Here is a 13,581-nt window from a genome sequence, read left to right as displayed (position 1 = left end):
CTTTAGTATACTTATATATGAGTAAAGAAAAGAAATTCATGACCTGTGATGGCAACACCGCTACGTCGCATATCGCGTATATGTTCTCGGAGCTGGCCGCCATCTACCCCATCACTCCCTCCTCTACGATGGCAGAGGTTGTGGACAAGTGGGCAGCCAATGGGCGTAAAAACCTCTTCGGCGACACCGTCCGTGTCCAGGAGATGCAGAGTGAGGCCGGTGCCGCCGGTACTGTCCACGGCTCTCTGCAGGCTGGTGCACTGACGACCACCTTTACTGCGTCTCAGGGTCTCCTCCTGATGATCCCTAATATGTACAAGATCTCCGGCGAACTCCTCCCCGGTGTCTTCCACATCGCTGCACGTGCCATCGCCGGCCATGCCCTCTCGATCTTTGGTGATCACCAGGACGTGATGGCCTGCCGTGCTACCGGCTTCGCTATGCTCTGCAGCAACTCCGTGCAGGAGGCTCAGGATATGGCCGCTGTAGCGCACCTCTCTGCAATCCACGGACGTGTGCCCTTCCTCCATTTCTTCGACGGCTTCCGCACCTCTCACGAGATCCAGAAGATCGAGGAGATCGATATGGAGGACCTCCGTCCCCTCGTTGACCTCGAGGCGATCAAGGAGTTCCGTCACCGCGCGCTCACCCCTGATGCACCGGTGACCCGTGGTACGGCGCAGAATGGTGATATCTACTTCCAGGAGCGTGAGGCATCCAATCCCTTCTACAACGCCGTCCCTGAGACCGTACAGCACTATATGGACGAGCTGGGCAAGATCACCGGTCGTCACTACCGCCTCTTCGACTACTACGGCGCTGAGGATGCTGAGGATATCGTGATCTGCATGGGCTCTGCCTGTGAGACCGCTGAGGAGGTGATCGACAAGCTCAATGCCGAGGGTCGCAAGGTCGGTATGATCAAGGTCCACCTCTTCCGCCCCTTCAGCGTGGAGCACTTCCTCGAGGCAATGCCCAAGACCGTGAAGCATGTTGCTGTCCTTGACCGTACCAAGGAGCCCGGTAGCGCTGGTGAGCCCCTTTACCTTGATGTAAAGAACGCTCTCTATGGTATGGAGGAGCACCCGATAGTTGTCGGTGGTCGCTATGGTCTCTCCTCTAAGGACGTGACCCCGGAGCAGTTTGCTGCTGTCTTTGAGAACCTCCGCATGAAGATGCCGAAGGATCACTTCACCCTCGGTATCGTGGATGACGTCACCTTCACCTCACTTCCGCTCACAGACCACTTCGACGTGGCTACGGATGCCTTTGAGGCGAAGTTCTATGGTCGTGGATCTGATGGTACCGTGGGTGCCAATAAGAACTCTGTCAAGATCATCGGTGAGAATACAAACAAGTACTGCCAGGCTTACTTTGAGTACGACTCTCGTAAGTCCGGAGGCTTTACCTGCTCTCACCTCCGCTTCGGTGACAGCCCCATCCGCTCCACTTACTACGTCAATCACCCCCACTTCGTAGCCTGCCACGAGCCGGCATACCTGCACCGCTTCAATATCACGAAGGGTCTCCGCAAGGGTGGCTCACTCCTCCTCAACTCCATCTGGGAGCCGGAGGATCTGGGTGAGAACCTCCCCGGTCGTCTCAAGAGATACCTCGCACAGAACGGTTGCCACCTCTACATCATCAACGCGACCAAGATCGCCTCTGAGATCGGTCTCGGCAACCGCACTAATACGATCCTCCAGTCCGCATTCTTCAAGATCGCCAACGTCATCCCCTACGATCTCGCAGTCGAGCAGATGAAGAAATTCATCGTCAAGAGCTACGGACACAAGGGCGAGAAGATCGTCAATATGAACTATCAGGCCGTCGATGCCGGTGCTGATGTCATCGAGGTACCCGTGCCCGCTGAGTGGGCAGACTGCGCTGACGATGCAGAGCAGGAGTACGAGTACGACACGCCTTTCGTCTCCGCCATCGTTAAGAAGATGCACGCTCAGGAGGGTGATGACCTGCCTGTAAGTGTCTTCACCGGCCTTGAGGACGGTACTTGGCAGCCCGGGACCACCCGCGTGATGCGTCCCGGTGTCGCTGTCAATGTCCCGATGTGGCACGAGGAGAATTGTATCCAGTGTAACCAGTGTGCCTACGTCTGTCCTCACGCTACCATCCGCCCCTTCATCCTCGATGAGAAGGAGATGGAGAATGCTCCCGAGGGCTACGTGACCAAGCCTGCTATCGGTAAGGAGTTTAAGGGTATGGGCTTCCGCATCCAGGTCGACGTCCTCGACTGTCTCGGCTGCGGTAACTGTGCTGATGTCTGCCCCGGCAAGAAGGGCGAGAAGGCACTCACCATGGAGCTGCTTCACACCCAGGAGGAGCAGGATCCGCTGTGGCTCTACTCTGCTCAGAAGGTGACCAATAAGGCTCACCTCGTTGATGTCAGCAAGAGCGTGAAGAATTCTCAGTTCGCTCAGCCTCTCTTTGAGTTCTCCGGTGCCTGCTCCGGCTGCGGTGAGACGCCCTACGTCAAGCTGATCTCTCAGCTCTATGGTGATCGTCAGGTTGTTGCCAATACCACCGGCTGCTCCTCTATCTACTCCGCATCTGCTCCTGAGACGCCCTACACGACCAATGAGAAGGGTCACGGTCCTGCGTGGGCCAATTCCCTCTTTGAGGACAATGCAGAGTATGGCTATGGTATGTACCTCGCCAATAAGAAGCTCCGCGAGCGCCTCCTCACCATCGCGCAGGATGTCGTCGATGGTAAGATCGAGATCGGTCAGGAGAAGACTAAGGAGCTCCTCAAGGAGTGGATCGAGAAGTACGACGATGCCAAGGCTTGCCGTGAGCTCTCCGATGAGATCCGTGCTTTGGTAGAGAATGATGCTACCGAGGGTGGTCGTCTCATCGACGATCTCCGTCACTACATCACCAAGAAGTCTCACTGGATCATCGGTGGTGACGGCTGGGCTTACGATATCGGCTATGGTGGTCTCGACCACGTGCTGGCACAGGCACCGGACGTCAATGTCCTCGTCATCGATACGGAGGTTTACTCTAATACCGGTGGTCAGAGCTCCAAGTCTACCCCGCGTGCCGCTGTGGCACAGTTCTCTGCCAATGGTCGCCGCTTCCGCAAGAAGGACCTCGGCATGATGACTGCCGGCTACGGCTATGTCTACGTCGCTCAGATCGCTATGGGAGCCAACCAGGCTCAGGCGCTCAAGGCGATCCGCGAGGCTGAGGAGTTTGATGGTCCCTCACTGATCATCGCCTACTGCCCCTGTATCAATCATGGTCTCCGTGCCGGTATGGGTAAGACCCAAGATGAGGAGAGACGCGCCGTTGAGTGTGGCTACTGGCAGCTCTGGCGCTACGACCCCCGTCTGGAGGAGCAGGGCAAGAATCCCTTCCAATTTGACTCCAAGGAGCCGCAGTGGGATCTCTTCCACGACTTCATCATGGGTGAGGTGCGCTACCGCTCTCTCGAGAAGCTCTTCCCCGAGGACGCCGAGGCGCTCTACGCTGCTGCTCTCGAGGATGCCAAGTACCGCTACACCAAGTACCAGAGGTATCTCGCCATGGACTTCTCAAGACCCGAGGAGGATGTCGCTGAGGCTCCCTCTGAGGTGGAGAAGAAGGTAGAGGAGGAGCCCGGTAAGTGGATGTAATCCTCCCGCACACCTGACGGTCTAGCCACCGTCTCCATCTAAATAGACTAGCTCAGGCTGATCGGCTTCACTGCCCCTCAGCCTGAGCTTTTTTTTTGATCCATCCCCGTCATATGAGAGTACTGCCGGTGCTTTAGTCCCCCCTTCGGCGAACTGATTGGGGAGTGGAGGGGGGAGGGGTACTGAGTGATACAGAAAACCATTCAGCTCATTGAGAGGGTGCATAGACGAATCGACCTTTGCGGTCAGCACCATCAGCCCTATCAAAGTGCGCTCCTAAGATCCCCTTCCTACGGCGCGAAATACCCTATAGAGGACGTAGAATGCACGTAGAAGGAGAAGCGGAGACTGCCCCCAGCACCTCGGCTGAGCGACGATCACCTCACTTGTCCAGAGGCTTCAGCGGTGCAAATATAGCCCCCCAGCCGGGAGGGGTTGTCTCACAGAGTCTCTCCGTGTCTCCCCGTGTCTCCTCTAAACCAAAATTGCGTCTCCTGCGGTCTTCGCCACCTCGTGTCTCGATGTCTGGCGAAGGAGCGATGATCCCTCTGAAGCTCCGCCCCTCGGTATGTAGGAGCATCAGGAGACTAACCGGTCAGAGGGATCGCACCTTGCAGGGGGAGCCGCTTCTTAGCTGTAACGCCCCAATGCGTCACCCTTTGAGGGGGCGGGTGGCTTGTGGCATACTCTGGAAATTGTGGTATCTTTAGCGCATCAAAAGATGTATAATGACTTAGTAACTAAAGTGTAACAGACGAATTATGGATGAAATGACAGAGCTGATCGGTACCAATGCCGGTCTCGTGTGGGAGGTGCTCCGCAAGAGCAAGAAGGCGATGACCGATAAGGATATCAAGAGTGCTACGAAGATCGGCACCCTGAGGGATGTCCACATTGCGCTCGGCTGGCTGGCGAGGGAGGATAAGCTCACCTTTGAGGAGATCTCACCGATCACTGTACGCCTTAAGTAATCCCCTCTGCGACCCCGGCATCGCGCCTAAGGAGGTCGGGATAGACATACACAAGGGACACCCTATCGCTGCACGTGATAGGGTGTCCCTCTTGTTTTGTCCCTTGCCCTTAGTAGAGGAGGAGCTCCCTCAACCTGATGCGGTCGCTCTCATCGAAGTCCAGCACCTGATCCATGTAGTTACCGATGGTGCCGTACTTATTCTCGATGTCGGTTATGATCGAGAGGAGGTCGCTTGGTCGGCATCGGAAAAACTCACTCAGAGCCTCCTGTCGCCCCGGCGTGGCGTGGAAGCCCTGTGGCGCCAGCTTCTCCACCGACAGGAGGGCGTTGCTCAGGAGGTAGTCCGAGAGGATGTCCGACCGGGAGACACCTAAGCTATACTGGACCAGCATAGTCAGGAAGGCGGCTCGATCTTTTCCCCACTCATCGCTGATCATCACAGGGTAGTGATCGGGGTCGAGGAGGTAGTGGAGTGCGGCAGAGAGCTGCTCAGGATTCTCGTACGCTAAGCTATTGAAGGTATCGTGGATAAAGAGGATCACCCCCTCCTTACTCATATCTCCCTCATCGATCCGCTTCAGGACGGACTTGTAGTCGATCGGGGTATTGGCGGCGAAGTCCTTTTGGACGACATTCCCTATGCCATTGGTGAGGTAGACGAAGGAGTAGGCATCGCTGAGGACGATATTGTGCTTCAGCCCCAGGGACCCGATCACGAGGCTGTCCCTCGGCGTAAGCCCTCTGTAGCGCCCGCCACGGTAAAGTCGCCCCCATCGCATCTGGTACCCCTCGTCGGTCATATATCCACCAGCGTCACGGAGGTTGGCAAAGCCCTCTGTCGGTATCACCCTCATACCGGCGACCCTCATCTCTCGGTCGTCAAAGACGAGGAGGAAGTAGTGCCTCGAGTAGACTGTCCCATCTGTGGCGAATGTGGCCCACTCCTTGCCTATCGGCTCCACCTTGGTCGGCTCTACCGGGTAGCTGCCGGCATCATCGGAGGCATAGATGGCTACTTCCCCTCTCATCCCGGGCCGGACCTGCCACCGCACGACATAGTTGCCACTATCAGCGACATCGGCACCGGTGCTGATATCGTAGTAAGCCTTCCTAGCGCACGAGGTGAGGCTCAGGCAGGTCGTTAGAGCAATGAGGAGCGGCAGGATATTAAGGTGACGCATCTGAGGTTTTCTTCGTGATTGCTTGCAGACAAATCTACTCAAAGGAGTGATACCAGGATAGGAATTATCTTTATTTCAGTTTCTTTGACAGCGGTTTGACCATTTTCCCCTTTCATGTTAGCGAGTTGTGATAATATTCTGTTAGGTTTGTGCAATTATGTCTATCATGTGCTGACCAATGAGTAGAGACGACATGCGCAACGACGTCCTCTCGATTGAGGATCTGGGGGAGATGGTTCCATTTTTCCGGACCGGTGTGGGCCGTGGTGTCGGGCGCTGGCTCATGCGGATCCTTGGCGTCAACTCCATCAACCGGCTCAATGCCGACCTCTGTCACCTCAGCGGCCCCGAGTACGCCAGTGCAGCGCTACGACACCCCTTGGTGGACGTCACGTATAGGGTGCACGGCGAGGAGAATCTCGAGCTAATGCGGGAGGGGCAGTTCCTCACTGTCTCCAATCACCCCTTTGGAGGCATCGATGGGCTGATCCTTGTGGACATCGTGGGACACATACGCCCGGACTACAAGGTGCTGGTCAATTCCGTCCTCTCACACATCTCTTCTCTTGAGCAAATGTGGGTGCCTGTGGTGCCCAATCGGGAGAGCAATCCTCGCTATGTCCACGACCCGAGTGTAAATGTCAAGAGCCTTAGGGCGCTTGCCCGCGAGTTTCAGGCGGGATACCCCTTTGGCCTCTTCCCCGCCGGCGGGGTGGGGCGCTTCTCACTCAGGCGGGGGCTTCCGGTGGAGAGTCCGTGGAAAAACTCCAGTCTCCGGATCCTTAGGCGGGCATCGAGACCGATATTCCCGATTATGTTTGATGGGCACAATTCCGGGCTTTTCTATTACATGAAAAACCACATCCCCGTCGTCAGCGACCTGATGCTCCCGCGTGAGATCCTCAATAAGAAGGGCGAAGTGATAGATGTCTACATCGGCAAGCCGATCCTCCCCTCGGAGACGGAGCAGCTACCCGATCTCAGGAGCTACGGCACCTATCTCATCGAGCGAAGTATGAGCCTCCTCCCGCGAGCCATGTATCAGCCTCAGGTGGGGGCAAAGGCGGTGCTGATCGACCGAAAGGGCTGACAGCACAAGGCGATAATTGTGTATCTTTGAAGGAGTAAATCAGTAAGTCCATATACAATGAAAATAATCCTTCCCCATAGGCTCCTCCTGGCGACCCTGATGACCGCGCTCTTGGTGAGCGGTTGCTCGCTAGTACCGCTCACCGGACGGCGTCAGATCAATCTCGTCTCCGATGCCCAGGTCGTCGCCATCAGTGAGCAGCAGTACCGATCCTTCATCTCCCAGGCACCCAAGAGCCGTGACATGGCTCAGACACAGCGTACCCGCGAGATGGGAAAGCGCATCGCCTCAGCCACTGAGCGGTACCTCCGCTCTATCGGGCATACGGAGGACATCCGCTACTTCCGGTGGGAGTTTAATCTCATCGCCTCCAATCAAGTCAATGCCTTCTGTATGCCGGGCGGCAAGATCGTCGTCTACGAGGGCATCCTCCCTGTCGCACAGACTGACGATGAGCTCGCCACGGTGATCGCTCACGAGGTGGCTCACGCAGTCGCCAAGCACTCCAATGAGCGACTCTCCCAGGCGATCCTCCGCCAGTATGGAGGTCAGGCGCTGGGGCAGATCCTCTCCGGCAGCTCGGCGGGCGCCCAGGTGATCGGCAATATCCTATATAATGTGGGAGGAAAGCTTATCTTCGAGCTTCCCTACTCGCGCAAGCAGGAGTACGAGGCTGACCAGATCGGTCTCTACCTCATGGCACTTGCAGGCTACGACTACCACAATGCGCCCAATCTCTGGGTCAAGATGGCCAGCCGCAGCGGAGGGGGCAATCAGAGCGAGGTGATCAGCTCTCACCCCAATGACCTAAACCGCATCCGGGCGATCCGTGAGGAGATCCCGAGAGTCGAGGCTTTTATGCGCAATGGGGGCAAAGTGGTCCCCGCTGCCGCCCCCTCAACCTCCAAAAAGATCTCCGATAATAATAAGAAGTCCAAGGGTCAGGGCAATGTGCCAATCATCACCCACTACTAATCCGGTGATCTGCATTTTCATCAGTCTATATTTCATCACGATAATCAAGCAATACCATGGTTGATCTAACCACCACCTATGCCGGGCTAAAGCTGAAAAGTCCCATCATCGCTGCAAGCTCCAGTCTAACCGCATCTGTCGATAAGATCAAGGCCTTTGCCGACGCAGGCGCCGGTGCGGTCATCCTCAAGTCTATCTTTGAGGAGCAGATCCAGAGCGAGGCAGACGACACCTATACCCAGTCTCATGACTTCCCCGAGGCGTACAATTACATCAGGGAGTACTCCGAGGAGCACTCTATGCGCCAGCATGAGCAGCTGGTGCGCGACGTCAAGAGAGCGGTCGACATCCCCGTATTTGCCAGCGTCAATTGCTCCAGCTCTGAGGGATGGGTGGACTATGCCAAGAGTCTCTCTGATGCCGGTGCCGATGGCCTTGAGCTCAACGTTATGCGCATAGAGACAGACCGGACGCAGGACTATGGTGAGCCGGAGCGCGCCATCCTCAGGGTGGTCACCACGCTGCGGGAGTCGGGGTACAAGAAGCCCTTGGTCGTCAAGATCTCCAAGTACTACAGCAACCTCATCCGCCTCTGCGCTGACCTCCATATGGTCGGGGCCGATGGTGTGGTCCTCTTCAATAGGTCTTACATGCCCGATGTGGACCTGACGGCTGAGTGTCTCTCTGCCGGACCGGTCTTCAGCAGCCCGAGTGACTTCTACGACGGTCTTCGCTTCACGGCACTGGTCCAGGGAGCCGTTCCCGGTCTCTCCATCTCTATCTCCTCCGGAGCGCGAAATGGCAAAGACGTCGTCAAGGGAGTCCTTGCCGGTGCCAACGCCATCCAGATGGCATCCATCCTCTATGGGAAAAAGGAGCAGGCCATCACCGAGTCTCTTGACGAGGTGAAGAGCTGGATGGAGGAGCATAAGTATGAGAGCATCACTGAGATGACCGGTCGCCTGGCTGCCAAGCAGGTAGATAAGGCCAATTTCCTCGCACGCTCTCAGTTTATGAAGTACTTCGACTCTCCCGAGTCTGCTCATCCCACCAATACCTTCAGTGGGGCAGTAGAGCGTCCGAGAGGCTGATCCCGATATGGCCGACCATCTCCTCCCGGACTATGCGGCTACTCTTGCCGACCCCTCGCTGATAGATCAGCTCTCCTCGATCCGGCTGAGAGATGCGATACCGCACGCCCTCCTCTTCTGCGGAGATGAGGGTGGTGAGGCACTCCCCCTAGCGATAGCCTTTGCTCGTCACATACTGTGTGAGCAGACCGGGGCGGATGCTTGTGGGCACTGCGAGTCCTGCCGGCAGATGGATCTCTGGGAGCACCCCGACCTCTACCTCTGCTATCCGGTGATCAAGGGAGACTTCCGCGAGGTCACCTCGGAGGATCTCCGGGAGGACTTTGCCACGCTCCTCAGGGAGCAGCGGCGGTTTGGTCCGGAGGACTGGAGGACTCTCCTCAGGGGAGGGAATAAGCAGCCACATATCTTTGTCTCAGAGGCTGATCACCTGATCCACATCACGTCACTTCGCTCCTTCAAGAGCACCCATCAGGTGGTCCTCATATGGCAGCCGGAGACGATGCGGGAGGACACGGCCAATAAGTTGCTCAAGCTCCTCGAGGAGCCCCCGGTGGGGGTCATCTTCCTCGCCGTCTCTCACGATCCCTCGAGGCTACTCGAGACGATCCTGAGTCGCTTCCAGCGGATCGATGTCCCACCGATCGAGGAGACCTGTCTCGTGGACTATCTCGTCAGCGAGTGTGGTGCCTCTCCCGAGCAGGCGTATGAGGCAGGTCACCTCGCACGGGGCAACCTCCTGCGTGCCATGCGACTTCTTGAGGGCAAGGCGCAGGATAGGGCGATCGACCTAGCACTTGGGCTTATGGAGACAGCGATGAAGCGGACCCCAAGGGCCTACCGAGAGTTTGCCGACCAGGCAGCCACCCTGAGTCGTCCTGAGGTGATCTCGCTAATCGATGCGACGGACCGGATCCTCAGGGAGATGCTGGCACTGAGCTACGGGACGGAGGAGATCGTCTACACCAGGCTTGCCATTCGCGACAGGATCCGGAGCGTTGCCACTGCCGTCCCCCTGAGCTCCTACCCCCCGCTGATGGAGGATCTCTCGGCAGCACGGAGGGAGCTGATGCAAAATGCATCCATCAAGATCGTCTTTTTTGACCTACTCGTGGCGATGGCGATGCTGATCCCGAAGAGGTAAGGGGTGGGGTAAAATCCAAGCTAAGGGACCGATGCGGATCACACACCGCATCGGTCCCTTAGTTCGTTTATGGAGACCTCGGGAGAGGTCCTGATAGCTATATCTCTTAGCTTTGGTCTATCGCAAAGGTCTTAGGGAGTGGAGATTACTCCTCGACCAGCTCAAAGTCATCCTTAGTGGCTCCGCAGAGGGGGCATACCCAATCCTCCGGGATATCCTCAAAGGCTGTTCCCGGCTCGATACCACCGTCAGGATCACCTACCTCGGGATCATAGACCCAGCCACAGACTGTGCACTCGTACTTCTTCATGATAAATTGTTTCTATTTGTCGTTAAAGTTTAGTTGTAGTCCTACTAGACCAAGACAAATATACACTTTTCCCGATACATTGCCACTGCCCCTGTGATGACGAATCGCCAAGCAGAGCAGCACATAATCCCGGGCCCTTGATCTAATATCGGTATTAGAGATCACTAATACCGGTAAAAGAAAATACTAATACCGATATTAGTCGTCTCTAATATCGGTAAAAGAATGGAGCCTGATGCCGAGGCTGCTAGCCCGGTGTAATCCACCTGATATCCCACAAGGGACAGGGGAATCGTGTGCACGCTCGGGCATAGTAGTGTCGCTATTTGGTGGTCCTTATATGCGTCACCACTGCTCGGAGGGTGGGGCGAAGCGAGGGGGGGCGTGTAAAATCAGTATCTTTGCATAAGGAAATAAGAAAGATACGGATCTTTGCGCCCTACTGTGTCGGGGGCTTATCGAGACTCCACCACGGATAGGTATGAGAGTTCGCTCTCCCGATATGTATTCCCCGTCCCGACCGCCCATTGATCGGTCCTTGTCATCGGGGCAATCAGCACAGGTCCACTCAATCCCTTTTTATAAGAAGGCACTATACAATATTATGTACTATATCGCTAAGAGACTTGAGGTCGCCGGATGCCACCATCTGGAGCTTCCCTATCCCAGCAAGTGCAGCCGAGTGCATGGGCACAACTGGATCATCACGATCTATTGCCGCTCTGAGGAGCTCAATGCTGAGGGTATGGTGGTGGACTTCAATGTCATCAAGGAACGGATCCACGCCTATCTCGACCATGGGGACTTCAATGAGCTCCTGCCCTTCAACCCCACGGCGGAGAATATTGCCCGCTGGTGTGTGGAGCAGATCCCCAATTGCTACAAGGCTAAGGTGTGTGAGTCGGAGAATAATACCGCACTCTATACCATCGATGAGCATGACGCCGGCCTATGAGGGTCTGCGAGATCTTTTACTCCCTGCAGGGAGAGGGCGTGCAGGCCGGTACTCCGGCGGTCTTCCTCCGCTTCTCGGGCTGCAACTTAGCCTGTGACTTCTGTGATACAGACTTCCGGCACGGCACCGAGATGACTGAGGCTGAGATCCTCACGGAGGTAGGCTCATACCCCGCCCCGCTCGTTGTCGTCACCGGTGGAGAGCCATCTCTCCAGCTGACGGAGTCCCTTGTAGAGGGACTCCGGGCGCTCGGCAAGCGTGTCGCCGTGGAGACCAATGGCACCCATCTGCTCCCCACTGGGGTGGACTGGATCACCTGCTCGCCTAAGCTCGCCTACGTGGGGACAAAGGGTCGTGTGGTCCTCGCGCGAGTCGATGAGCTCAAGGTGATCTATGACGGGGCGCATGAGGTGAGTGACTACGGCATCCACGCCGACCACTACCTCCTCCAGCCCTGCGACGTGGGCGACCCGGTGCGCAATCGTGAGATCATCGCTGAGACCGTTGCCTATGTGCTCGCCCATCCGCAGTGGTGCCTCTCTCTCCAGCAGCATAAGCTCCTCGGTGTCCGCTGACTTTTTAAGGGATAGTGCGTACATTTTGATTACCTTTGCGTAGATGACCTCCGGGGTCGTCCCTGTAAGCGAAACAATTGATTTTCCATACAATATGTCTGAGAATAACGAGACGCTCTTCAAGACAATCATCAGTCACTGCAAGGAGTATGGCTTTGTCTTCCCCTCCTCCGAGATCTACGATGGTCTCAGTGCCGTCTATGACTATGGTCAGAATGGCATCGAGCTGAAGAATAACATCAAGCGATACTGGTGGGAGAGCATGACGCACCTGCACGACAATATCGCAGGGCTGGACTCCTCCATCTTTATGCACCCGAGGATCTGGGAGGCGTCGGGTCACTTGGCGGCCTTCAATGACCCGATGATCGACAATAAGGACTCCAAGAAGCGGTACCGTGCCGACGTCCTTGTGGAGGACTATATCGCTAAGCTGGATGGGAAGATCGAGAAGGATATCGCCAAGGCGCGTAAGCGCTTCGGAGACAGCTTTGATGAGGCGCAGTATCGAGAGACGAGCGTCAATCTGAAGCGCGTACTCGATGAGCGAAAGAGGGTCTACGACCGCTACGCCGAGGTGTCGGGGAGTGGTGATCTGGAGGGACTTCATCAGCTGATCCTCGACTGCGAGATCGCTGATCCGGTGAGCGGCTCGCGCAATTGGACCGACGTGCGGCAGTTCAACCTCATGTTCTCCACGCAGATGGGCTCCGCCTCCGACGACACGATGACGGTCTATCTGAGACCCGAGACAGCGCAGGGGATCTTTGTCAATTTCCTCAATGTGCAGAAGACGGGTCGCATGAAGATCCCCTTCGGCATCGCACAGATCGGTAAAGCGTTCCGCAACGAGATCGTGGCACGGCAGTTTATCTTCCGTATGCGCGAGTTTGAGCAGATGGAGATGCAGTATTTCGTGAAGCCCGGGACGGAGATCGACTGGTTTGAGCAGTGGAAGGCGGCGCGGATGAAGTGGCACAAGAACCTCGGTCTCGGGGACGATAAGTACCGCTTCCATGACCACGAGAAGCTGGCGCACTACGCCAATGCTGCAACGGACATCGAGTTTGAGATGCCCTTTGGCTTCAGCGAGGTGGAGGGAGTCCACTCGCGGACCAATTTTGACCTCAGCCAGCACGAGAAGTACAGTGGCAAGAAGCTGCGGTACTACGATCCGGAGCTGGGTGATAGCTATGTCCCCTACGTGGTAGAGACCTCCATAGGTGTGGATCGCCTCTTCCTCAGCATTATGTGCGGCTCATACGTGGAGGAGGAGCTCGAGAATGGCTCCTCCAGAGTGGTGCTCAAGCTGCCACCGGCACTGGCGCCAACCAAGGTGGCTGTGCTCCCGCTGGTCGCTAAGGACGGTCTGCCCGAGATCGCTGAGTCGGTCATGAAGGAGCTGCGCTATGACTTCAATTGTGTCTACGATGAGAAGGACTCCATCGGCAAGCGCTACCGCCGTCACGATGCCATCGGCACGCCCTACTGCGTGACTATTGATAATGATACACCTTCGGACGAGGCAGTGACGGTTCGCTTCCGCGATACGATGGAGCAGAAGCGTGTCCCGATCCGCGAGCTGCACGCACTGATCGATGAGAAGGTCAGTATGAAGTCCCTCCTGAAGAACCTCTGATCCCCTTTTTTGC

Annotated in this window: 11 protein-coding genes; 9 read left to right on the top strand and 2 right to left on the bottom strand. The window is 56.4% G+C overall.

What is annotated here, in order from left to right; translation table 11 throughout:
* Positions 1 to 17: 17 nt before the first annotated feature.
* Entirely contained in the window at positions 18 to 3,635 is a 3,618-nt protein-coding gene (nifJ, locus tag QZR17_RS03315) for a pyruvate:ferredoxin (flavodoxin) oxidoreductase (protein WP_297127621.1), read from the top strand.
* Positions 3,636 to 4,405: 770 nt separating this feature from the next.
* Positions 4,406 to 4,606 carry a winged helix-turn-helix domain-containing protein gene (locus QZR17_RS03310; RefSeq protein WP_296158913.1) on the top strand — a complete coding sequence of 67 codons (201 nt, stop codon included), beginning with the start codon at positions 4,406 to 4,408 and terminating at the stop codon, positions 4,604 to 4,606.
* A 109-nt stretch (positions 4,607 to 4,715) separates the two neighbouring features.
* Here QZR17_RS03310 and QZR17_RS03305 read toward each other — a convergent pair whose 3' ends face one another.
* A complete protein-coding gene (locus tag QZR17_RS03305; RefSeq protein ID WP_296158911.1) occupies positions 4,716 to 5,789 on the bottom strand; it encodes a tyrosine-protein phosphatase in 1,074 nt (357 codons plus the stop codon).
* A 178-nt stretch (positions 5,790 to 5,967) separates the two neighbouring features.
* Between QZR17_RS03305 and QZR17_RS03300 the strand changes: the two genes are divergently transcribed.
* The 4 genes from QZR17_RS03300 to QZR17_RS03285 are packed head-to-tail and all read left to right on the top strand — an operon-like array spanning position 5,968 to position 10,089.
* The gene (locus tag QZR17_RS03300) at positions 5,968 to 6,879 is read left to right on the top strand and encodes a 1-acyl-sn-glycerol-3-phosphate acyltransferase (RefSeq protein WP_297127619.1); all 912 of its coding nucleotides are present in this window, start codon (positions 5,968 to 5,970) and stop codon (positions 6,877 to 6,879) included.
* A 57-nt stretch (positions 6,880 to 6,936) separates the two neighbouring features.
* Positions 6,937 to 7,854 (top strand): M48 family metallopeptidase, encoded by a 918-nt coding sequence (locus QZR17_RS03295; protein ID WP_297127617.1) that lies wholly within the window; start codon positions 6,937 to 6,939, stop codon positions 7,852 to 7,854.
* A 56-nt stretch (positions 7,855 to 7,910) separates the two neighbouring features.
* On the top strand, positions 7,911 to 8,945 hold the full coding sequence (locus QZR17_RS03290) for a dihydroorotate dehydrogenase-like protein (RefSeq protein ID WP_296158908.1): 1,035 nt from the start codon (positions 7,911 to 7,913) through the stop codon (positions 8,943 to 8,945).
* A gap of 7 nt (positions 8,946 to 8,952) precedes the next feature.
* Positions 8,953 to 10,089: a DNA polymerase III subunit delta' gene (locus QZR17_RS03285; protein WP_297127616.1), complete on the top strand. Its 1,137-nt coding sequence runs from the start codon at positions 8,953 to 8,955 to the stop codon at positions 10,087 to 10,089.
* A gap of 145 nt (positions 10,090 to 10,234) precedes the next feature.
* Here QZR17_RS03285 and rd read toward each other — a convergent pair whose 3' ends face one another.
* Complete coding sequence (rd, locus tag QZR17_RS03280; RefSeq protein ID WP_018106636.1) at positions 10,235 to 10,399, bottom strand: rubredoxin; 165 nt, start codon at positions 10,397 to 10,399, stop codon at positions 10,235 to 10,237.
* Between the two features lie 604 nt (positions 10,400 to 11,003).
* On the opposite strand from rd, the gene QZR17_RS03275 reads away from it, so the two are divergent.
* From QZR17_RS03275 to QZR17_RS03265, 3 genes are all read left to right on the top strand, one after another.
* Complete coding sequence (locus QZR17_RS03275; RefSeq protein ID WP_296158906.1) at positions 11,004 to 11,354, top strand: 6-carboxytetrahydropterin synthase; 351 nt, start codon at positions 11,004 to 11,006, stop codon at positions 11,352 to 11,354.
* Entirely contained in the window at positions 11,351 to 11,929 is a 579-nt protein-coding gene (locus tag QZR17_RS03270; protein ID WP_297127613.1) for a 7-carboxy-7-deazaguanine synthase QueE, read from the top strand. The genes QZR17_RS03275 and QZR17_RS03270 overlap by 4 nt, the downstream gene beginning before the upstream one ends.
* A 94-nt stretch (positions 11,930 to 12,023) precedes the next feature.
* A complete protein-coding gene (locus QZR17_RS03265; protein ID WP_297127611.1) occupies positions 12,024 to 13,568 on the top strand; it encodes a glycine--tRNA ligase in 1,545 nt (514 codons plus the stop codon).
* The last annotated feature ends 13 nt before the right edge of the window (positions 13,569 to 13,581 follow it).

It is taken from the genome of uncultured Porphyromonas sp., assembly GCF_900541275.1.
Taxonomy (GTDB): Bacteria; Bacteroidota; Bacteroidia; order Bacteroidales; family Porphyromonadaceae; genus Porphyromonas_A.
The sequence above is the reverse complement of the archived record's forward strand: the minus strand, read 5'-3'. Positions and strand labels throughout refer to the sequence as shown.